At 63.3% G+C, this 19,506-nt stretch carries 20 protein-coding genes and 4 pseudogenes; 3 read left to right on the top strand and 21 right to left on the bottom strand.

Annotated features, from left to right (window positions below; translation table 11 throughout):
* The 3 genes and pseudogenes from SM757_RS10120 to SM757_RS10110 form a co-directional block, all read right to left on the bottom strand.
* Window positions 1-875: HipA domain-containing protein (locus SM757_RS10120; protein ID WP_322465358.1), on the bottom strand; the 875-nt coding region annotated here is incomplete at its 3' end.
* On the bottom strand, window positions 872-1,168 hold the full coding sequence (locus SM757_RS10115; protein WP_322465357.1) for a helix-turn-helix domain-containing protein: 297 nt from the start codon (window positions 1,166-1,168) through the stop codon (window positions 872-874). The genes SM757_RS10120 and SM757_RS10115, both read right to left, overlap by 4 nt.
* A gap of 122 nt (window positions 1,169-1,290) precedes the next feature.
* Window positions 1,291-1,551: pseudogene (locus SM757_RS10110) on the bottom strand (transposase); the annotation flags it as partial.
* An 850-nt stretch (window positions 1,552-2,401) separates the two neighbouring features.
* Here SM757_RS10110 and SM757_RS10105 point away from each other — a divergent pair.
* Window positions 2,402-3,700: a replication initiation protein gene (locus tag SM757_RS10105; protein ID WP_322465356.1), complete on the top strand. Its 1,299-nt coding sequence runs from the start codon at window positions 2,402-2,404 to the stop codon at window positions 3,698-3,700.
* A gap of 208 nt (window positions 3,701-3,908) precedes the next feature.
* Here SM757_RS10105 and SM757_RS10100 read toward each other — a convergent pair.
* Window positions 3,909-4,223: pseudogene (locus SM757_RS10100) on the bottom strand (helix-turn-helix domain-containing protein); the annotation flags it as partial.
* On the opposite strand from SM757_RS10100, the pseudogene SM757_RS10095 reads away from it, so the two are divergent.
* Window positions 4,212-4,346, top strand: a pseudogene (locus tag SM757_RS10095) (IS3 family transposase); the annotation flags it as partial. The pseudogenes SM757_RS10100 and SM757_RS10095 overlap by 12 nt on opposite strands.
* Before the next feature lie 6 nt (window positions 4,347-4,352).
* Here SM757_RS10095 and SM757_RS10090 read toward each other — a convergent pair.
* The 4 genes from SM757_RS10090 to SM757_RS10075 form a co-directional block, all read right to left on the bottom strand.
* The gene (locus tag SM757_RS10090) at window positions 4,353-4,484 is read right to left on the bottom strand and encodes a hemerythrin domain-containing protein (protein ID WP_322465355.1); all 132 of its coding nucleotides are present in this window, start codon (window positions 4,482-4,484) and stop codon (window positions 4,353-4,355) included.
* 127 nt (window positions 4,485-4,611) lie between these two features.
* Window positions 4,612-5,568: a PDR/VanB family oxidoreductase gene (locus SM757_RS10085; RefSeq protein WP_322465354.1), complete on the bottom strand. Its 957-nt coding sequence runs from the start codon at window positions 5,566-5,568 to the stop codon at window positions 4,612-4,614.
* A 123-nt stretch (window positions 5,569-5,691) separates the two neighbouring features.
* Window positions 5,692-6,876 (bottom strand): ABC transporter substrate-binding protein, encoded by a 1,185-nt coding sequence (locus SM757_RS10080; RefSeq protein ID WP_322465353.1) that lies wholly within the window; start codon window positions 6,874-6,876, stop codon window positions 5,692-5,694.
* A 53-nt stretch (window positions 6,877-6,929) separates the two neighbouring features.
* On the bottom strand, window positions 6,930-7,988 hold the full coding sequence (locus tag SM757_RS10075) for an aromatic ring-hydroxylating dioxygenase subunit alpha (protein WP_322465352.1): 1,059 nt from the start codon (window positions 7,986-7,988) through the stop codon (window positions 6,930-6,932).
* A 130-nt stretch (window positions 7,989-8,118) separates the two neighbouring features.
* Between SM757_RS10075 and SM757_RS10070 the strand changes: the two genes are divergently transcribed.
* Entirely contained in the window at window positions 8,119-8,796 is a 678-nt protein-coding gene (locus tag SM757_RS10070; RefSeq protein WP_322465351.1) for a TetR/AcrR family transcriptional regulator, read from the top strand.
* 102 nt (window positions 8,797-8,898) lie between these two features.
* Here the strand turns inward: SM757_RS10070 and SM757_RS10065 are convergent.
* The 13 genes and pseudogenes from SM757_RS10065 to SM757_RS10005 form a co-directional block, all read right to left on the bottom strand.
* Window positions 8,899-9,129: pseudogene (locus tag SM757_RS10065) on the bottom strand (glutathione S-transferase C-terminal domain-containing protein); the annotation flags it as partial.
* A gap of 84 nt (window positions 9,130-9,213) precedes the next feature.
* Window positions 9,214-9,930, bottom strand: coding sequence for an ABC transporter ATP-binding protein (locus tag SM757_RS10060; RefSeq protein ID WP_322465350.1), 717 nt, complete (start codon window positions 9,928-9,930; stop codon window positions 9,214-9,216).
* A 14-nt stretch (window positions 9,931-9,944) separates the two neighbouring features.
* Complete coding sequence (locus SM757_RS10055) at window positions 9,945-10,691, bottom strand: ABC transporter ATP-binding protein (RefSeq protein WP_322465349.1); 747 nt, start codon at window positions 10,689-10,691, stop codon at window positions 9,945-9,947.
* Complete coding sequence (locus SM757_RS10050; RefSeq protein WP_322465348.1) at window positions 10,691-11,716, bottom strand: branched-chain amino acid ABC transporter permease; 1,026 nt, start codon at window positions 11,714-11,716, stop codon at window positions 10,691-10,693. Before SM757_RS10050 ends, SM757_RS10055 begins: the two co-directional genes overlap by 1 nt.
* Window position 11,717: 1 nt before the next feature.
* Window positions 11,718-12,638 (bottom strand): branched-chain amino acid ABC transporter permease, encoded by a 921-nt coding sequence (locus SM757_RS10045; RefSeq protein ID WP_322465347.1) that lies wholly within the window; start codon window positions 12,636-12,638, stop codon window positions 11,718-11,720.
* Between the two features lie 4 nt (window positions 12,639-12,642).
* Window positions 12,643-13,809 (bottom strand): ABC transporter substrate-binding protein, encoded by a 1,167-nt coding sequence (locus tag SM757_RS10040; RefSeq protein ID WP_322465346.1) that lies wholly within the window; start codon window positions 13,807-13,809, stop codon window positions 12,643-12,645.
* Window positions 13,810-13,898: 89 nt separating this feature from the next.
* The gene (locus SM757_RS10035; protein ID WP_322465345.1) at window positions 13,899-14,210 is read right to left on the bottom strand and encodes a non-heme iron oxygenase ferredoxin subunit; all 312 of its coding nucleotides are present in this window, start codon (window positions 14,208-14,210) and stop codon (window positions 13,899-13,901) included.
* An 8-nt stretch (window positions 14,211-14,218) separates the two neighbouring features.
* Window positions 14,219-14,689 carry an aromatic-ring-hydroxylating dioxygenase subunit beta gene (locus SM757_RS10030; protein WP_322465344.1) on the bottom strand — a complete coding sequence of 157 codons (471 nt, stop codon included), beginning with the start codon at window positions 14,687-14,689 and terminating at the stop codon, window positions 14,219-14,221.
* Window positions 14,690-14,708: 19 nt separating this feature from the next.
* On the bottom strand, window positions 14,709-16,031 hold the full coding sequence (locus SM757_RS10025; RefSeq protein ID WP_322465343.1) for an aromatic ring-hydroxylating dioxygenase subunit alpha: 1,323 nt from the start codon (window positions 16,029-16,031) through the stop codon (window positions 14,709-14,711).
* Window positions 16,032-16,070: 39 nt separating this feature from the next.
* Window positions 16,071-16,766: a fumarylacetoacetate hydrolase family protein gene (locus SM757_RS10020; protein ID WP_322465342.1), complete on the bottom strand. Its 696-nt coding sequence runs from the start codon at window positions 16,764-16,766 to the stop codon at window positions 16,071-16,073.
* A 44-nt stretch (window positions 16,767-16,810) separates the two neighbouring features.
* Window positions 16,811-17,863 carry a gentisate 1,2-dioxygenase gene (gtdA, locus tag SM757_RS10015; protein ID WP_322465341.1) on the bottom strand — a complete coding sequence of 351 codons (1,053 nt, stop codon included), beginning with the start codon at window positions 17,861-17,863 and terminating at the stop codon, window positions 16,811-16,813.
* A gap of 44 nt (window positions 17,864-17,907) precedes the next feature.
* On the bottom strand, window positions 17,908-18,885 hold the full coding sequence (locus SM757_RS10010) for a 2Fe-2S iron-sulfur cluster-binding protein (protein WP_322465340.1): 978 nt from the start codon (window positions 18,883-18,885) through the stop codon (window positions 17,908-17,910).
* Between the two features lie 249 nt (window positions 18,886-19,134).
* Complete coding sequence (locus SM757_RS10005) at window positions 19,135-19,506, bottom strand: hypothetical protein (protein ID WP_322465339.1); 372 nt, start codon at window positions 19,504-19,506, stop codon at window positions 19,135-19,137.

Genomic DNA, 19,506 nt, shown 5'->3' with positions numbered 1-19,506 from the left:
CGGAACAAGCGCTCAAAGCTCATGCCCTCTCGGATGTCGCGAACCTCGGGTGCGCTGCCCAGGTTGCGCTCGTACTTGTAGCTGACCGGCAAGTCGCCAGCCTGGCAGGCGTCGATGATGTGCATCCGATGCACTCTCACCTGATTGTTGGCGGCGTGCACCTCGCGGTCGAAGCGGCGCACCAGGAGCACCGGCCGTGGTGTGCGCAGCAGGCTCACCTGCGCCGCGGGCAGGCCCATCTTGTCCGCCAGGCACATGCAGAAGTGCTCGTTGACGGCCAAGTGCGGAGTGCGTTCCTGGCCGGTGTCGGGCTTGAGGATATGGGTCGAGGCCAGGCGTCTGCCGTCAACCAGAAACAAGCGTCCACCATCCGACAGCGGCCGGTCGATGTATACGAGCAGCTTGTCCTGCAAACCGGCTACAGACATCCGCACCTTGCCGTCCCAGGCCGTGAACGGCACGCTCTCGCGCTTGGCAATGCGTTCGTCCAACTCCTGCAACGGAATCTCACGGGGAGCAGGCTTGTCCACGGGCTCGACATCCACTGCATCGGCCGTGAAGCGCAAGGCTCCTGCGGTTTCTCCGCCGAGGGCGCGAATCAAGCCGAACACGTTGGATTTCGCGACGCCGTTGTACGCGACAGCGACATCCAACGCCCGCCCCTCCGGCAGCAGGTGCTCGATGAAGCGCCGCAGCGTGCTGGATGTATAGCCGGACTCTGGACGGATGAGTGGGAGCGCCGGCGACAGCGGAAACGTCTGCGGGTCCGCTGCCCAGGCTTCGTCGTACGTCAGCGACCACCGGTCATCCAGCGCGTCGTACGAGATGACCGCGATCTTCCGGCCCGCGGCCCAAAGGTACAGTTCGTGGCTCACAGCTGCTGCGGGTCGGCCGGCGAGCTGCTCTTGGCCGCCGTTTCTCGAACCCAAGGATGTTCCTTCGGCACCACGAGCAGCGTGAGACCCAGGCCGTCAAGCACGGCCAACGCTTTGTCGAGACGAACCGACCCTTGCCCGTTTTCGAGCCGGGACAGCAGGTCTACCGACACGCCGAGCAAACCGGCGGCGTCATCGATACGCAGCGCCTGGGCCTTGCGGCGGGCCCGCACAAGCGGGCCCAGTGAGGTAGGCGCTGTCAGCACCGCGGCAGAAGATGTGCTGTTGGTCATTTCGGAGTTCCAGAAAACGCAGGTTCTGGCAGACAGTAGGACTAATGATTTCTGATTTTCCGAAACTATCGCAAAAAATAGCACGCCAAACATAAAAATTTCGGAATTTCAGAAATCAATATGGTGAAGTCGTGGGCCAGGGGCGCCTTGGACGCGATCAGCGCCCGCTGGCTGGCATAGGCGCTGTCACCGTACACGCGCCGCTCCTGGCCGTGCAGCAGCCCGGGCAGCGGATGCTTGTCATGCACATTGGCTGCCGTCACCACCATGTGGTGCGCCAGTCCGCTGCGGCTGTCCACGCCGATGTGCAGCTTCATGCCAAAGAACCACTGGCCCTTGCGCGTTTGGTGCATATCGGGGTCGCGGACCTTGTCGGCATTCTGACCTTGATGTCCGGTGACCAGGGGCCAATGGTTACACCTTTTGATAGCTAGACGTACGGACAGTGCAGCATCTTCGCGGCTCTCAAAAGGTGTGACCCGTGAAGTGCTTGCACCACTGCACGGTCACAGCTTTTGATAGGGAGCGAGAACATGAGCCTCCATCAAGGTCACAACATTTGGGAGCCATGTACCTATGCGGCGGGAGAGAAATGTTCAGGTCACATCTTTTGATAGCGCCGCGTCTTCGCCACTTGGCATGCCCTGGCGACAGTGGCATTCAGTCAGCGCATCTCGCCAGCGAACAGGGTTCCCATACTGCCAAGGTCACAACTTTTGGGAGCAACAGGCGCTTACCCAGTCCTTCAAGGTCACATCATGAAGAAAAATTGTGACCAATGAGAGGCGCAACATGTGATGAGGTCACAGGTTTTGGGAAGCATGGCCGCCCGGAGAGCGCAGCCGCTGGTGGCAGGGCGCATCCGCATGGCCCGGGAGCATCGAGGTCATATGTGGATGCTCCAGTCCACGTGCGGCCCAACGCAGCGGCGCCGACCCGATATCTGCTTCTCATATCCAGATACCGTTCCTCTCAAAACTTGTGACCGATCGCTCATATCCACAGACCTGAAGAATCAAATGTTGTGACCCTCGTTATCAAAAGGTGTGACCATGAGCGACGTAAGTGGTTGACATGAATGGAGAAATTCAACTGTAAATGTATTAAAAACAAAAAAGGTTAATTAAAAGGAAAACAGGCTGCGCTGGAAGGCAAGTTGTTCAAACGTTTTGGGGAACGTCGTCTGACGGTTACACTAGCGTGTTGGTATGTGACCGCAGGAGGGACAACCTGGTGAGCAGCAGTGCCTCTGACCAATCCGCAACGGGTGCGGACACCTCGCTTGCCATCATGGAGGTGCGAGCCCCGCGCCCGGACCTGTTTCGCAAGACGGTCTACGTCGTTCACAGCCGGCCGCGAGAGCCGCTGACGCTGGTACAGCGCAAGCTGGCTAACGCTTGGCTGAAGTTCGCCATCGAGCACAAGCCGGACGCCAAGGGCTGGTGGAAGGTTCCACTGTCGCGCCTGCGCGAGGATATTGCCTTTCCGTCGAACAACACGACCCACCTGAAGGACGCGGCCCGCAAGCTCATGCAGATCGTGTTCGAGTGGGACGTGCTCGCGCCCGAAGGTAAGCGCGTCGAGTGGGTGGCGCAGGTGCTGTTCCCGGCCGTGGCGGTCTCGGAGGGTTACCTGCGCTTCAAGATCAGCGACGACATCTACCAAGAGCTGCCGCGCCCGGAGGTCTATGCGCTCATCGACATGGCCGTCATGCGCAAGTTCAGCACCGCGGCAGCCATGCAGATCTGGGAGTACTGCGTCCGCTTCGAGAATATCGGTCGCACGTCCTCACTGCCGTGGGAAGAATTCAGGGACTCGGTGTTGGGGGCGGCGGACAAATCGTCGTTTGGCCAGTACAAGGTCCTGAAGTCCCGCGTGCTCACGAAGGCTGTCAGCGAAATCAACGAGCGCTCGAACCACGAAGTGGAACTGATCGAGCACAAGAGCGGGAAGAAAGTCGAATCGATCCAGTTCCTAGTGCGCAGCAAGGGCAGGGCGGCCGCCGGTAGCGATGCGCAGCGCATGCTCGAGCGCATGAAGGCCGTGGGTCTGCCGGGTACGGAAGCCAAGCGGCTCGCGGCCAAGTATCCGGCAGGAAGCCTCCTCGACGCGCTCAGGTATACCGAGATACGCCAGGTCGACGCCAAGCAGGCTCCGCTGGAGCAGCCCGCGGCTTACTTCCGCAAGGCCTTGGAGCAAGGTTATGGCCGGCGCGAAGACCAAGCGCCGCAGGCAGCTAAGGCCGGCGGCGCCAAGTCGGAAAAGCAGTTCGATATCCAGGCCGAGTTCGAGCAGCACCGGCGTGAGGAAGCCCGTGCCTACTTCGGCGAGCTGAGCGCCGAGGAGAAGAAGGCGCTCATCGAGCGCTACAACACCCAGCAGGATCTCGTGCAGTTGCGCATCAAGAGTCGGATCACGAAGATTTCGGAAGTAGCGTTCATGAACTGGCTGGCACAGGACACTTGGGGCCAGCCGTCGGCGCAGGACATGTTGAATTTCTCGGTGGCGTTGTTGGCCAAGGTCAGGGGATAACAAGCCTTATCGCGCTTGCATGGGTGCATTTTCGGAGTGTGCTGGCAATCACAACCATTCAACCGCCAAAACAACATACGCGTTTTCTACTGCCTGCTTTTTACTGTTTGGGTGTTACGTGGGTTTTGAAGTCGGCTTGAGGGAATATTGAAAGAAAGAGAGCTGAAAAGATTCAGTGGTTTTTTTGAGATTTCAAGTATGTTGTTTGGTCGGTGGAGAGCTCGAAGGTCTCGCAGCGGTGAGGCTGCAACCCGAAGAGCTGGAAGTAGCGCTGCACGCTGCTCTTGGAGATGCCCGTCTCGGCTGCCATGGCCCGCACGCTCCAATGAGTGGCGCCATCGGCAGGCTTGGTGTGCAGCGTCGTGTTGATGAGCTGTGCCACGCGCTCGTCGTCGATGCTGCGCGGTGCACCAGGGCGCACATCGTCGTACAGCCCACCGATGCGGTAGGCGATGAAGCGTGCGCGCCACTTGCCCACCGTGGCCTGTGAGATCTTCAACCGCTGCGCGATACCGACAGCCGGCACAACCTGCCGGTGGCGCTGGACCTGCTACAGCGCGACTTCAGCCCTGCAGCTCCCAACCAGGTTTGGAGCAGCGACATCACCTGCATCCCGACCGACGAAGGCTGGCTGTATCTGGCAGCTTCGCATTCAACTGTCCTCCTGCTCGAAATGCTCGCGAGCACGGGTTTCGAACGCGTCGAGCGCCTGCAGCATCGCGGCCTTCTCACAGGTCAGCAGCGTGAACGCCACCACATAGAACTCCTCGTGTGTGGTGTCCATGGGTCCGAAGCCTAGCAACCGCGCATCTGACCACAGCAGTGAGGCCGAGTTGGCAGGAGACGGCACCTCGGGATCACGCAGTTCGGGCCGCATGGCCAAGCCATGCGGACTCATATCCTGGTTGCCTTCATAGGTCGAGTACCAGCCGCGCCGACTTCGAGCGGGAGCAGCAGGGCGTGAACTGGTCGTTGGCCGCCTGTTCCTCGGGCGTGAGGTACGCGTCGCGGTGATCCACCTCGCCTTGCAGCACGCGCGTGAGGCAGGTGCCGCACACGCCCTGCTCGCACGAAACCATGATTTCCACGCCCGCGTTTGAGAGGGCCTGTACCACGGTCTCGTCTGGAGCGATGCTGATGACACGGCCTGAGCTCGCGAGCTGCACCTCGAAGCTGCCGTCGTCCGCGCGGGGCACGGCGTCCGCGCCGGCGAAGAACTCCCAGTGCAATTGCTCTTCGCCCCAGCCCTGCGCGCGTGCCATACCGAGCACTGCGTCCATAAAGCCCTTGGGACCGCAGACATAGAGGTGCGTATCGATGTCGGCCTTCGAAAGTACGGTGCCAAGGTCCAGCTTTTGACCTGGGTCGCCGTCGTCGAAATGGAAGTGGACCTGGTTGGCAAAGTCCGATGCCTGGATGCGGTCAACGAAAGCCGTGCCCTCACGCGAACGAGCGGCGTAGTGCATCTCGAAATCCGCTCCCAGCACGGCCAGCCGCTCGGCCATGCACACGATCGGTGTCACGCCAATGCCGCCGGCCAGCAGCAGGCTCCTGCGAGCCTCATGTGCAAGCGCAAAATGGTTACGGGGGGCGCTGATTTCCAGCGTATTTCCTTCATGTACCCGCTCGTGCATCCCGTCGGAGCCGCCGCGGGACGCGGGATCTCGCAGCACGGCAATCAGGTAGCGGTGTGTCTCCGTGGGGTCATTGCACAGCGAGTACTGACGCACAGGTCCACCGGGCACATGAACGTCGATGTGAGATCCCGCCGAGAAGGCAGGCAACGCGCGCCCGTCCTCTGACGCAAGCTCGAAGCTGAAAATTCCTTGGGCTTCCTGCCGCTTGCGGGTAATGACAACTTTCATCATGGGTGCAACCAGTTTGCAAGCTCTGTTTGGTCTATGCCCGGCCGCCAAGGGTAGCTGGATTGCCGGGCTGAGTCGTTGTTCTGCATGAACCGGCGACGTGCGATGGGCACACGCCGGAATGCCTTACTTCAAGGGACACTTGTCGTGGTAGGCATCGACCAAGCCCTTCAGAGGCGTGGCTATTGTTTTCAACGCGAACTGCCCGCCGTCATCCTTCACCACTTGCATCACGTGCATGTCCTGGATCGGAAAATTGTTGTTGTTGAACTTGAAGCTGCCTCTCACGGATGAGAATTCACCTGCCTTGAGAGCCGCCATCACCGCGGGCTTGTCCGCGACGTTACCCTTGACCTTGGCAAGGGCTGAGTCCAGGAGCAGTGCAGCGTCATAGCTCTGTGCAGCGTAGTTCGACGGCGTACGCTTGTACTTTCGCTCGAAGTCAGCGACGAACTGCTTGCTTGCCGCATTGGAGAAGTCCGGCGCCCAGAACCCGCCGCTGATCATGCCGAGTGCAGCATCTCGCAAGGCCGGCAGCGTGGTTGCATCAGCAATGAATGCAGACAGCAATGGAGTTGACTTCGACAAGCCGGCCTGCTGATACTGGCGCGCAAACGTAATCCCCAAGCCTCCCGGGTAGAACGCGAACACCGCGTCCGGCTTGTCTGCGGAGACCTGGGTGAGCTCCGCCGAGAAATCTAACTGGTTGAGCGGCGTGTACATCTCGCCGGCCAACGAACCTTTGTACTGGCGCTTGAAGCCGGTGATGATGTCCTTGCCTGCCTGGTAGTTGGGTGCCATCACCACCACGCGCTTGTATCCCTTGTCCGCAGCATACTTGCCAACGGCTTCCGCGGCCTGGTCTCCTTGCCAGGAGGTGATGAACTGGTAGGCAGAGCACTGTGCGCCAGCAATCTGGGAGGGCCCAGCGTTCGATCCGATGAGGAAGACCTTCTTGTCGGTCACGTACTTGTGAACCGCCAGCATGATGTTGGAGAACGACACGCCGGTGATGAACTGCACGTTGTCTTTCTCGACCAGCTTGCGCACCGCGAGATTGGCAACTTCCGGCTTGAGCTGCGAGTCTTCCTTGATCACCTGAACGGGAACACCGCCGAGCTTGCCGCCGTTGCGCTCGACGACCAGCATGAAGCCGTCGTACTGATCCTGACCCACTGCCGCCTGCGGTCCGGAGAGTTCGCCCAGGAATCCAATCTTGACGGGCGTGGTTTGCGCATGGACCTGGGTCGCGGCGGCACAGGCGGCCAACGCCACCAGGGCAGGAACGGTACGGCGGAGCGAGCTTTTCATGTTGGTCTCCATGAATATCGGTGTACTGGTGCGAACGTTGTGGTTTGCAGCGCTCAAACCCTGCAGGCCTCGCCTTGGCGCTGTGCAGCTTCGTCTTTGCGCATGCGTTCGAGCATTCGCCGCATGCGCACCGGCCCGGCGTCGATGGCCAGCAGCACAGGCTTGAGCGACCAGAAGTCGGCGTCGCCAATGGCGGCTTGCTGCGCATCCACGATGGGCTTGTCCTGTTCCTCGAACACGAAACGCCGCAGTTGCGACAGCTGCTCGGCAGTCTGGGCGTCGAGCGCCTGGCCTTGAGGACGCGCGGCGGCAAAGTGATAGTGGGTCGTACCGTTGGTTTGCGGCGTCAGGATATGAATGCCGAAGTAGCCGGCGCCGCGCTCTCGCGACTCGCCGGGCGCGTGAACACCTGCATCGACAAGGAAATTGCTCGGCGCATCGAAGCGCATGTTCTGCCAGGCATCGACGGGGTTGCCGTCCTGGCGGAACAGCATGTCGAAGACCTTGGGTACCTCCACGTTGGGCATCCACCGGTCCACCCACAGTCGGCGAGGCCCCTCCTCCCGCAGCTCCGGCAGTGCCGAGGCCATCCCCGGCGTGCCCAGCAGTCCTTCGTGCAGGTAGGCGACATGGCTCAGGTCGAGCAGGTTCTCTCCCATGAGCTCGTAGCCGGCGTTCATGACGATGTAGCCGCGGCTGGTCACGAAGCCGTCCTTGTTGTCCAGCAGGCTGTAGTCAGGAATCAGGGAAGGATCGGCAGCCGAAGGCTCGCCCATCCAGACCCACAACAGGGTGTGGCGCTCAACGACCGGGTAAGACTTCACCTTCGCCGCAGCCGGGATCTTTCCGTCACCGTGCGGGTTCTTCACGCAGGCGCCGCTGCAGTCGAACTGCAGGCCGTGGTAGCCGCATTCGATGACGTCGCCACGCAGGCGTCCCATGTGCAGCGGAACGAAGCGATGAGGGCAACGGTCCCGCAGCGCTACTGGCTGGCCTGCCGCATTGCGGTAGAGAACGATCTCCTCGTCGAGCAAGGTGCGATGGAACATTTCACCTTGCTTGACCTCATCGCTCCAGCACGCCGCGTACCAAGCATTCATCACAAAGCTCATCGTCGTCTCCTTGATCCAAGACAAGTGCACCATGCTAAACAAACAGAGTGCTCGGTATGTAAAATTAAGACCGTACCGCGGGTATTAACCTATAGGGTCTCTACCAACCTGCCATGCGTCACGCGTGGCCATGCTTGCCGACAACGCCATGCCTACCGACAGCACGCCATCCATGCTCGACAAGCCTCTGTCTCCAAGCCGGCCGGTTGCTGGCCGGCGCAAGCAGGAGGACCGCACCCGCGAGTCGCGCCAGCGACTGCGCGAAGCGACGATCGCGGTCCTCATAGAGCGCGGCTACAGCGGGCTCACGACCAAGGAAGTCATCACTCGCGCGGGCGTTTCCAACGGTGCCCTGATGCACCACTACGCATCGAAGATGGATCTGGTGGTCGACGCCACGGCGGATGTCTACGAGGCAGCCACCGCGTGCGGTCAGCACATTGCCGCCACACCAGCCTCGCGTCGCGACCCGGTTGGAGGTTTCGTGCGGGATTGCGTCAGCGTGTACTTCGAGTGGCCTTTCCTCGCCGCAGTTGAAATCCTCGTCGTCGCACGCACCGATCGAGGCCTGATGGAGCAGATCCAGCCTGTGATGCAGTGTTATCGGGACGTCACGAACGAACGCTGGCTCGGGGTCTTTGCCGAGGCTGGCGTACCCCAGGAAAAGGCGTCGCAAGTGCTGAACCTCACGCTCAACCTCGTGCGCGGGATGGCGGTCAACCGGCTGTGGCAGTCCGATCAGAAAGCGCAGGGCGCGCTGCTGGAGCAGTGGACTGACATTGCCCGGGGAATGATCGCCCAGACATGACTGCCCTCACCTCGGCACCTTGAGCTGCCACGCTACAGCCACAGATGCCAGGCGGCTGTGGCAATGGCGCGCCCCTGGCTGCCGGTGCACCCGGTCACGCTCTCACTCGGCGTCTGGTTGCGCAGCCGGATGTGCGGCCCGGAAAGCCGGTAGCTCCTGGCATGCCGTGCCGATAGCTTGCAGCGTGGGGCACGCCGTCAAATCGACGCCGAAGCGCTGTGCGTTGAAGAGCTGCGGGACGAGGCAGCAGTCGGCCATGGTGGGCCGGTTGCCAACGCAGAAGTCGTCGCTGCGCTGCGCGGCCAACCCGGTCTCCAACGCCTGGAGCCCCAGACCGGTCTTTGAGGTTGAGCGCGATGCGCACGCGGTACGAAGCGGAGCTGCGAAAGTAGGTGTGAAGCTGCATGGCTGGCACCATCAAACCCCAAGGTACTGGTGAACGATGTCAGGCTGCGCGCGCAGCTCATTGGAACTGCCCTTCCACACGGTCTTGCCTTTCTCGATCACGTAATGCTGGTCAGCGAAACCCAGCAAGTGGCTCACGTTCTTGTCGATCACGATTTGCGACAGGCCCTCGCGCTTGAGCTCGGCCAGCGCATTCCAAATCTCCAGTCGGATCAACGGTGCCAAGCCTTCCGTGGCTTCGTCGAGCACGAGCAGCCGGGGGTTGGTCATCAGCGCGCGGCCGATGGCCAGCATCTGCTGCTCGCCGCCCGAGAGCTGCGAGCCCAGGTTGCTGCGCCGCTCCTTGAGGCGTGGAAAGAAGGTGTAGACGCGCTCCAACGTCCAGGGCTGTCCCTGGGCATGATCATTCTTGCGCGCCGTGGCGACGAGGTTCTCCTCCACCGTGAGGTTGGGGAACACCTGGCGCCCTTCCGGCACCAGGGCCAAGCCCCGGCGTGCGATGCGGTGCGAACGCTGTCCGTCCACGCGCTCGCCCTCGACGCGGATGGTGCCGCCCTTGGAGGCCATCATCCCGAAGAGGCATTTCACGGTGGTGGAGCGTCCCATGCCGTTGCGACCAAGCAGCGTCACGACCTGGCCTGGCGCTACGTCGAAGGAGATGTCGAAGAGAACCTGCGCATGGCCATAGGCAGCCTGCAGCCCCTGGACGGAAAGAAAGGGTGTCGTCATGGCAGCCCTCGCGCTCAATGGACTTCGTCGCCGAGGTACACGGCGCGCACCTCGGGATGATTGCGGACTTCCTCCGGCGTGCCGGTGAAGATCACCTTGCCGTATACCAGCACGCTGATGCGGTCGGCCAGAGCGAACACTGCGTCCATGTCATGCTCCACCAGCAAGATGGCGTAGCGGCGCTTGAGCCGCTGCAGCAGCGCTGTCACGGCGGCCGACTCCTGCACGCTCATGCCTGCCATGGGCTCGTCGAGCAGCAGGAACTTCGGCTTCGCTGCCAGGCTCATGGCCAACTCCAGCTGGCGCCGCTCGCCATAACCCAGGTCGCCGGCGGCGACATCGGCCCGCTGCACCAGGCCCGTGGCCTCCAACGCCTCCTCGGCATCCCTGCGGGCGCGGGCGTTGGCCAGCATCGGCTGCCAGAAGCGCATCGCATGCTCCCGTGCCCCGAGTGCTGAGAGCGTGGCGTTCTCCAGCACGCTGAACTCCTCGAAGATCGACGTGATCTGGTAGGAGCGCAACAGGCCTCGGCGTGCGCGCTCCTGGATCGGCAGCGCCGTGACGTCCTGGCCGTCGAACCACACTCGCCCGCGGTCACTGGCGAGCTCGCCGCTGAGCTGGTTGATCAGCGTCGTCTTGCCGGCGCCGTTGGGGCCAATGATGGCGTGCAGCTCGCCCTGGTTGATGTCCAGCGACACCGCGTCCGTGACCAGCAGTGCGCCGTAGTGCTTGCTAAGCGCCTCGGTTCTGAGCATGGCCATCACAGTCCTCCTTTCACGGCCGGGCGCACTCGCGGTGCGGCCACGGGCGAATTGCCGTTCTCGGCCACAGGCCGCCGCCGCTCCAGTGACTGCAGCAAGCCCACGAGACCCTTGTTGCGCATCAGCGCGATGAGCAGGATCAGCGGGCCAAAAACGAGCATCCAGTGTTCGGTGAAGCTCTTGATGACCTCTTCCAGGCCCAGGAACGCCAGGGCTCCGAGCAGCGGCCCGAACACCGTACCCATGCCGCCAATGACGACCATGACGATCAGTTCCCCCGAAATGGCCCAGGCCAGCGTGCTGGGCGATGCGAAGGCGTTGAGATTGGCCAACAGCATCCCGGCCAATCCGCACAGCATGGCCGAGATGACGTAGGCGGTGAGCTGGTAGCGGATGACGGGCAGGCCCACTGCGTGCACCCGGCGCGGGTTCTGCCGCGCACCCCTCAATGCCATGCCGAACGGTGCGTTGCGAAGCCGGGCCAGCCACCAGGTCACAGCGGCAAGCACCGCCAGCGCCACGAAGTAGACCGTCACGGAGTCGCCCAGGTCCAAGGGTCCGATCCGGCTGGTCAGCGTGACAGACAGGCCATCGTCGCCGCCGTACTGCTTGAGGCTCACGAAAAGGAAGTAGCCCATCTGCGCAAAGGCCAGCGTGATCATGATGAAGGCGATGCCCGACGTGCGCAGGCTGATCAGGCCCGTCACGTACCCGACCACGCCGCACGCCAGCAGCGTGAGCGCCAGGTGCACCCACCCGCTGCTCACCTCGTGGAAAGCGGGAATGCCCACGGCGTAGCTGCCCAGGCCCAGGAACAAGGCGTGGCCAAAGCTCACCAGGCCGCCGTAGCCCAGCGCCAGGTTCAGGGCGCTGGCCGCGATGGCATAGATGATGATGCGGGCAAAGAGCGCGACGTAGAAGGACTGGTCCAGAGCGCTGGCCACAAAGGGCAGCATGGCCAGCGCAGCGAACACCAGCAGCGGCACCAGCGTGCCCAGGCGCATTGTGGGATTGAAAGTCGTCATGTCAGCCTCGCTTGGCGGGGAACAGACCTTGGGGCCGCCAGGCCAGCACCACGGCCATGAGCAGGTACACCAGCATCGACGCCAGCGCCGGGCCTGCGGCGTCCGCAAAGGAGCGCTCGGCGACTTGGCGCAACCACATCGGCAAGAAGACGCGGCCCAGCGTGTCGACGATGCCCACGATCAGCGCGGCATAGAAGGCGCCGTTGATCGAGCCGATGCCGCCGATGACGATCACCACCAGCGTGGTGATGAGCACGGGCTCGCCCATGCCGGACTGCACCGACAGGATGGGACCCGCCATGGCACCGGCCAGGCCCGCCAGCATGGCGCCCACCGCAAACAGCAGCGCGTTGAGCAGCTGGATGTTCACACCCAGCGCTGCCACCATCTTCGGGTTGAACGAGCCGGCACGGATGAGCATGCCCATGCGCGTCTTGTTGATCAGCAGCCAGCAGCCGACTGCCACCGCCAGTCCGACGGCGATGATGAGGAAGCGGTATGCGGGATAGGTAAAGCCCAAGAGGTTCACCGTGCCCGAGAGTGCTTCGGGCACCTGCACGAAGACTGGCTGCGGTCCCCAGATGACACGCACGAGCTCGTTGAAGAAGAGCACCAGGCCGAACGTGGCCAGCACGTGGTTCAGGTGGTCGCGCTGGTACAGCCGCGATACCGCCACCACCTCCAGCACCAGGCCCAGCAGCAGTGCCACCAGCATCGCCGCCAGTACCGACAAGCCGAACGACTCGGTGTGGGCGTAGGCCACCGCTGCGGCATAGGCGCCCATCATGTAGAGCGAGCCATGGGCCAGGTTGACGAAGCTCATGATCCCGAACACCAGCGTCAGACCCGCGGCCAGCAGAAACAGCAGCACGCCGTACTGCAGGCCGTTGAGCAGTTGTGCAAGAACGAGGGTGGAGCTCATGGCATCACCTCGGAGCGCACTGGGCGACGTAGGCGTCGGCATGCAGTGTCAGCGGCGTACCCACCTGCCGCACCACCAGCTTGCCGCCCTCCTTCTTCGCATCGAACGCGTAATAGTTCTGTACCGGCATGTTGTTGGTGTTGAACTTGAACGGTCCGCGCACTGACTTGAACTCGCTGCCGGCAGCTCTGACGGCCTGGGCAAAGGCCTTCTTGTCGCTGGTGTTGCCGCCCACCTTGCGCAGCGCCACATCAAGGACCTGGGCCGCATCGAAGGCTGTGGCGGCGTACTCGCTGGGCGTGCGCTTGTACTTGGTCTCGAAAGCGGCAACGAACTTCTTGTTTTCCGGGGTGTCGAGCGCGGCATCCCACATGGCGCCGGAAATGGTGCCGGCCGCGCTGTCGCGCAGCGAGGGCAGCGTCGTGCCGTCCACGGTGAAGACCGAGTACAGCGGCGTGCCAGGCAGCAAGCCTGCCTGGCTCATCTGCTTGACGAAGTTCACGCCCATGCCGCCGGGATAGAAGACGAACACGGCCTCTGGCTTGGCTGCCTGCAGCTGCGCCAGCTCGGCCGAATAGTCGGGCTGGTTGATCTGTGTGTAGGCCTCTTCCACCACCTGGCCCTTGTAGAAGCGCTTGAAGCCGGCAAGCATGTCCTTGCCGGCTTGATAGTTCGGTGCCATCAGGTACACCCGCTTGATACCGCGGTCCTGCGCAAACTTGCCCATCGCTTCAGCGGCGCCATCGTTCTGCCAGGCCATCGAGAAGACGTTGGGCTTGCAGCCGGCACCAGCCAGCGGAGAGGGGCCGGCATTGGTGGCAAGTGCCACCGTGCCCGCTTCGGCGAGACGCGGCACGCTGGCCATCAACACGTTGGAAAAGCTCAGCCCCACGATGGCATCGACCTTGTCCTTGTCGATGAACTTGCGCACGATCTGCACCCCGATCTCGGGCTTGAGCTGATCGTCTTCGCGCAGGACCGTCACCGGCTGGCCACCAAGCTTGCCGCCGAGCTGCTCGACGGCAAGCATGAAGCCATCGGCCTGGTCCTGGCCCACGATGGCTTGCGGACCGGACATGGGGGCCATCAAGCCGATGGTGGCCGCACTTGCGGCCATCGCGCTGGTGCCCAGTGCAGTCAACACCGCGCAGCGCACGAACGTTGAGTTCATGCTTGTCTCCTTGATGAATAGGCAAGGGTTGCCTCTGCCCGTCTGATTGCGGACATGAGGCTGTCGAGGAAAGGCGCCGCGTGAACGGCCTAATCGATCTGCAGGAAGACGCGGCCGCCTTCAATCATGACCGGATAGGTCCTGACCGGCTCGGTGATGGGCTGGCAGGTAGGCTGGCCATTGCGCACGTCGATCTTGCCCTGGTGCAGCGGACACTCGATCTCGTGTCCTTCCAGGAAACCGTCGCACAACCGGGCATGGCCGTGTGTGCACAGGTTGTCGGTGGCATAGATTTCCCCGTTCACGCCGTAGAGCGCGATGTCGAGTCCCTGCACCTGCACGCCAATCACGTCGTCCTGCGGCACCTCGTCGGCCGCCACTGCATCGATCCACTGGCTCATGGCGGGCCTCAAAGGGGGTAGATGATGGAGTTGGGAATCATCTCGCTGTCGTAGACCACGAGACGCGAGGCGAACTTGAGCCCGTCAGGCGTGCGCACCACCGTGTCGATGTAGCGCCCGACGTTGAAGACCGTGGAAACTTCGGAGAGTTTGGTGCGGAACACCGCATAGTTGGCCTCGCACTCGAAGCGCTCGCCTTCGGCCCTGCGGATCACGGGCGCGCCCACGACGTGGCGCTGGTAGTACGGGTCGTGGAACAGCGTCTCGCGGATGCCGTAAACGCGGTCCTTGAGCATGCCCTTGCTGGTGAAGCTCAGTGTCGCCAGCGGGAAGCCCCGCTCATGGTTCTCGCGCGGCTGCAGCCGGTAGCTGCACTGCTCGGTGAAGAACTCGGGCCACAAGTCCCAGTTTCCGGAGTCCACCGCCGAGGCGTAGTCGGCGTAGAGCTGCGTGAGTTCGTGGTAGGCCTGGAAGTCCATCCTCGTCTCCTTGTCGTTATCAGGCTGTGCCGTGGCCGCAGTCCCGGGCAGCAGCGCCAGCGGCAGCCGGCACGTCGGGAGCTTCCATGACTTGGCGCCAGTACTCGTACATGCCGCGGATCAGCGTTTCCGTGACCATGTGCGGCGTGTGCTCGTTCACTTCGCGGCCGCCGAGCTCCGCCAGCGCGCGATGGAAGGGCTTGCTCTCGAAAGCCTGCTGCGAGAACTCGATGACTTCACCGTCATCGGCCGAGACGAAGCCGGCCGGGCCGAACAGGTTGGCCTGGCGCAGGCGGCGCTGCGTCATCTCCTCGCTGTCGTCCTCGAAGCCGAAATGCGTCCAAACGAAGTCGAAGCTGCCGTGGCCGTTGGGTTGGATGTGCCGCGTGGAGACGCTGTTGACCTGCTGCTGCAGGATCACGCTGGGGAAGATGGTGGTCATCACCGCCGTCGGGCCGTCCCACCACGGCTCCTGCACGATGTCCAGGAAGCTCGGGTCGTTGAGCTGCATGGTCTGCTTGAAGCTGGAGACGCTGGTCACCTGGCCGGCCTCGCCGCCGGTGCCGCGGGTGGAGATCATGGCGGCGTGGCGGTGCTTCGCATCCATCACCAGCTCGGACTTGTTGTCCGCCCGCCAGAGCCCGAAGGTGACGAACCAGGTGTGCAGCAGGCCCGGGTGGTAGGGGTCCTTGATGTTCTCCTGCATCAGCTTCCAGTTGCCCGGGATGCGCTGGCGGTTGTAGCCCAGGATGGTGAGCTTGCGGCCGTTGAAAAGGCGATCGAAGTACTGGCCGATCTCGGGACCGAGGTAATCGTCCAGCGACTCGACCTCATGGTCGAACGAAGCGAACACCACGCCGCCGCGCGTGGCTACCTTCAGTTTCGTGAGGCCGTGCTCCGCGGGCTTGAAGTCCGTCGGCATGCCGCCTTGGAAACTGCCGTCGGCCTGCTTGACGCCGCGGCGGAAGGGCACGCCCTGCAGGTCACCCTTCAAGGTGTAGCTCCACTGGTGATAGGGGCAGGTGAAGCCCTTCTTGTTGCCGTGGCGCTCGCGACAGAAACGCATGCCGCGGTGCGCGCACACGTTCTCCACCACGTTGATCTGGCCGTCGGCGTCGCGCGTCATGATCACCGAGCGCTCGCCCACCACCGTGCGCTTGAAGTCGCCTGGGTTGGGCACCTCGGCCTCCAGGCCGACGTAGCACCAGTGGCCCTTGTAGAAGAAATGCTCCAGCTCGCGCTTGTAGAGCTCTTCGCTGGTGTAAGTCAGGAAGGGGATGCGGCTGGTGCCCTCGAGCTCCCACTTCGGCTCGGAGGGAAAGATGGTGGCTTGTGCGCTCATGCTTGTCTCCTGGGGTACTTGTGCCCGTCTGGATGTTCTTCAGGCTGCGACGGTGACGACGATCTCGCCCAAGCCCGCCACGCTGCCGCGCATCACGTCGCCGCGCTGTACCGCGCCGACGCCCTCCGGCGTGCCGGTCATGATCAGGTCGCCAGGCTTGAGGGACTCGTACTGCGACAAGTAGGCCACGCACTCGCTCACCGACCAGATCAGCTTCTCGATGTCGGAGGACTGGCGTGATTGGCCGTTGACCGTGATGGCGATGGCAGCCTTGTCCGGATGGCCCATGTCCTGGGCGCAGTGGATGGCACCAATGGGTGCCGACAGCGCGAAGGATTTGCCGAATTCCCAGGGGCGGCCCTTGTCGCGGGCTTCAAGCTGCAGGTCGCGCCGCGTCATGTCCAGACCGACCGCGTAGCCCCACACATGCTCCAGCGCCTGCTCCACCGGGATGTCGCTGCCGCCCTTTCCGATGGCGATGACAAGCTCGACCTCGTGGTGGAAATTGGCCGTCCGGGGCGGATATGGAATGGTCACTGGCTGCGAAGCGTCTACCGCGGCGTCGGCGGGTTTCATGAAAAAGAACGGTGGCTCACGGTCCGGGTCCTTGCCCATCTCGCGCGCGTGCGCAGCGTAGTTGCGGCCCACGCAGAAGATGCGGTTGACGGGGAATCGCTCGTCGCGGCCAGCGACGGTGAGCGTCACCTGCTCGGGAGCGGGCACGGCGTAGGACATGGTGTCTCCTGGGAAAGCGGTGTGGGATCGGGGATGGAGAAGGCTTACAGCCGCTGCTCGCGCCACAGGCCCAGCGCCTGCTGGACCGGGCGGTCGGAGTAGCTGAAGAGCCGGGTGTCACGGCTGCCCGCGCGCAACTGCAGCGTCTGCCATGACGGCACGACAAAGACGTCGTTCTCGGCGAAGTCAAAGCACTGCGCCCCCACCTGTGCCTGGCCTTGGCCTTCCAGGCAGACGTAGACCGTGCCGTCGGTGCAGCGGTAGGGAGCCGTCTCGAAGCCCGCGGGCAGCTGCTGCGCGAAGGCGCCGATGGTGGGCATTGGGGAGGCGCCGGTGGCGGGGTTAATGAAGCGCTGCTTGACGCCGAGGTGAGCGTCGGCGGTGCTGCCTTGCGAGATGGCTTGCAGGGCTTCGCAAGTGCGCTGCCAGGGGTAAACAAACACGCGCGTGGGCTGCTGCGGCTGCTGCTGGAAGTCCACCGGCACCATGTTGGCCCCGTAGGACGCCAGCGCATGGCCTTCCGGACGCTGGACCTCCTGGTACTCGGCATCAGCTTTCTCGGCAAAACCGGCTTCGAAGAAGCGAACCAGCGGAATGTCCAGGCCGTCGAGCCACGCCACGGGCTCGCTGCCGAGGTTGCCGTGATCGTGCCAGGTCCAGGCCGGCGTGATGATGAAGTCGCCGCGCTTCATGGTCGTGCGCTCGCCGTCCACGGCCGTGTACGCACCCTGCCCGTCAAGGACCAGGCGCAGCGCCGACTGGCTGTGGCGATGCGCAGGCGCCACCTCGCCGGGCATGATCAACTGCAATCCGGCGTACAGCGCATTGGTGATGCATGACTGGCCGCGCAGGGCTGGGTTTTCCAAGATCAGCACGCGCCGCTCGGCTTCGGCAGCAGAGATCAGTTCTCCGGCTTCCATGACCTGTGCGCGCACGTCGGCATAGCGCCAGTGCGCGGGCTGTGCCACGGGACGCGGTTCCTTGGGCACCAGCGCACCCAGCACCTCCCACAGCGGCGTCAAGCCGTGTTGTCCGATGCGTTTGTAGTAGGCGTTGCGCTGCTGCTGTGCCTCTGGGCTGAGATGGCGGGAATCCATGCTGTCTCCTTCAATTTGATCGTCTGGCTGGCAAGGCCCTTGTCTCAAGTACTGGCGTAGAAGGCATCGGCGTAGATCTGCGTCTCGTCGATGCCACGCCGGCGTGCCAGCAGCGTGGTGGCCTCGACCATGGGCGGTGCACCACAGAGATAGGCGCGCCAGCCCGAGAGGTCCGGCCAGTCCTGCTCGATCGCTTGCGTGACCAGGCCACGGCGCAGCGCGTCGCCGCTGCCGGAGGTCACGACCACGTTGAGGTGCAGGTTGTCGTGCCGACGCTGCAGGTCCTTGAGCCACTCCAGCCCGTAGACGTCGCGGGGCGAACGCACGCCAAAGTAGAGATGAATGGGGTTGTCCATGCCGGCCGCGATCGCGCCGCGCACGATGGAGAGGATGGGCGCCAGCCCCGTGCCGCCGGCCACGCACAACATCCGACCGGTGTGCTTGGTGCGCAGGTAGGCCGAGCCCAGCGGGCCGCTCACGCGCACGCTGTCGCCGACCTTGAGCGTGTCGGCGATGTAGCCCGTGACGCGCCCGTCCGGCACGAGGCGCACGTGGAATTCCAGCTCACCATCAGCGGCCGTCCCCGCCATCGAGTACGGGCGCACGTGCTCGGACGTGAACTGCAACTGTGCGTACTGCCCCGGCGAGAACTCCAGCGGCTTGTTGGGCTTGAGGCGCAGGCGCTTGATGTCGTGCGTCATGTCTTCCACGGCCACGACGCTGGCCTTGAGCACCTTGGCTGGATGCACCACGACCTCGTCAGGCTCGGGAATCTCGATGGTGCAGGGCTCGGTGATGAACGTCTGGCAGGCCAGCACCGTGCGGTCCAGCGCCAGCGGGCGCTGCATCTCGGCGCCACCGTCAAGCACCTCGCCTTCGACGACGCGGCAGCGGCAGGTGCCGCAGCGGCCGGCCATGCAGCTGTAGGACATCGGCACCTGGTGCTCGCGCAGCACTTCCAACAGGTTGGCACCAGGCTTGACATCAAGCACGCGCTGCAGGGGTTGGACGAAAACTTCCATGGCTGAGATGTGGCGGCACGAAGCGATGGACGGAATCCTCCCTGTACAGCGCCCTTCAGCCAATAGAATCGGCTGAATACATCACATCACTCAGATTGATGGAGATTGCGCAGTGGATCTCGAAGAAATCGATCTGAACCTGCTGATCGTCTTCAGGCCAATGCGGGTCGAGAAACGAGTGTCCAAAGTGGCGAGAGCCTGGGGTTGGTAAGCGAGGCGCCTGCACCCTACGGGCAGAGACCGCCGAGGTTAGATATCGACGACGTGGCACAGCAGGCGAAACGGCACTCGCCAGCCCGGGCCGTCCGCGGTTTCCACCGTCGCAGCGCGTTGGTTGATGCTCACTAGGGTGCCGATCTGGGTCTGCATGTAGCGATCCTCGAACGACACCTTCTCGCCGCAGCGGAAGTCTTCTTGGCCCGGCTGTGACGGCGCCGCCGGCGTGGGCAGCGCTGCGGTGGAAGCGGTCGGCTGGGCCCCGGCCGGTGGCGGTTCGATGGCGGCATAGGGCAGCTTCCATTCGCGCCGCGCGTCGCTCTCGTGCAGCGTCACCTGGTGATCACACATGGCCACGGCCTTGCAGCTGCGCATGCGCCCGTCGTGCCAGTCGAGGAAGCGCAC

Origin of the sequence: Azohydromonas lata (genome assembly GCF_034427735.1) — a bacterium.
GTDB lineage: Bacteria > Pseudomonadota > Gammaproteobacteria > Burkholderiales > Burkholderiaceae_C > Azohydromonas > Azohydromonas lata.
This window is presented reverse-complemented; position numbering and strand designations above follow the sequence as displayed.

What these genes read in the sequence shown, in the direction of transcription:
- SM757_RS10070 (WP_322465351.1), top strand. Translation starts at nt 8,119, where the DNA reads ATGCTTGCCGACAACGCCATGCCTACCGACAGCACGCCATCCATGCTC.
- SM757_RS10060 (WP_322465350.1), bottom strand. Translation starts at nt 9,930, where the DNA reads ATGACGACACCCTTTCTTTCCGTCCAGGGGCTGCAGGCTGCCTATGGC.
- SM757_RS10115 (WP_322465357.1), bottom strand. Translation starts at nt 1,168, where the DNA reads ATGACCAACAGCACATCTTCTGCCGCGGTGCTGACAGCGCCTACCTCA.
- gtdA (WP_322465341.1), bottom strand. Translation starts at nt 17,863, where the DNA reads ATGGATTCCCGCCATCTCAGCCCAGAGGCACAGCAGCAGCGCAACGCC.
- SM757_RS10030 (WP_322465344.1), bottom strand. Translation starts at nt 14,689, where the DNA reads ATGGACTTCCAGGCCTACCACGAACTCACGCAGCTCTACGCCGACTAC.
- SM757_RS10020 (WP_322465342.1), bottom strand. Translation starts at nt 16,766, where the DNA reads ATGTCCTACGCCGTGCCCGCTCCCGAGCAGGTGACGCTCACCGTCGCT.
- SM757_RS10075 (WP_322465352.1), bottom strand. Translation starts at nt 7,988, where the DNA reads ATGAGCTTTGTGATGAATGCTTGGTACGCGGCGTGCTGGAGCGATGAG.
- SM757_RS10010 (WP_322465340.1), bottom strand. Translation starts at nt 18,885, where the DNA reads ATGGAAGTTTTCGTCCAACCCCTGCAGCGCGTGCTTGATGTCAAGCCT.
- SM757_RS10080 (WP_322465353.1), bottom strand. Translation starts at nt 6,876, where the DNA reads ATGAAAAGCTCGCTCCGCCGTACCGTTCCTGCCCTGGTGGCGTTGGCC.
- SM757_RS10035 (WP_322465345.1), bottom strand. Translation starts at nt 14,210, where the DNA reads ATGAGCCAGTGGATCGATGCAGTGGCGGCCGACGAGGTGCCGCAGGAC.
- SM757_RS10055 (WP_322465349.1), bottom strand. Translation starts at nt 10,691, where the DNA reads ATGGCCATGCTCAGAACCGAGGCGCTTAGCAAGCACTACGGCGCACTG.
- SM757_RS10085 (WP_322465354.1), bottom strand. Translation starts at nt 5,568, where the DNA reads ATGATGAAAGTTGTCATTACCCGCAAGCGGCAGGAAGCCCAAGGAATT.
- SM757_RS10050 (WP_322465348.1), bottom strand. Translation starts at nt 11,716, where the DNA reads ATGACGACTTTCAATCCCACAATGCGCCTGGGCACGCTGGTGCCGCTG.
- SM757_RS10040 (WP_322465346.1), bottom strand. Translation starts at nt 13,809, where the DNA reads ATGAACTCAACGTTCGTGCGCTGCGCGGTGTTGACTGCACTGGGCACC.
- SM757_RS10090 (WP_322465355.1), bottom strand. Translation starts at nt 4,484, where the DNA reads ATGGACACCACACACGAGGAGTTCTATGTGGTGGCGTTCACGCTGCTG.
- SM757_RS10045 (WP_322465347.1), bottom strand. Translation starts at nt 12,638, where the DNA reads ATGAGCTCCACCCTCGTTCTTGCACAACTGCTCAACGGCCTGCAGTAC.
- SM757_RS10025 (WP_322465343.1), bottom strand. Translation starts at nt 16,031, where the DNA reads ATGAGCGCACAAGCCACCATCTTTCCCTCCGAGCCGAAGTGGGAGCTC.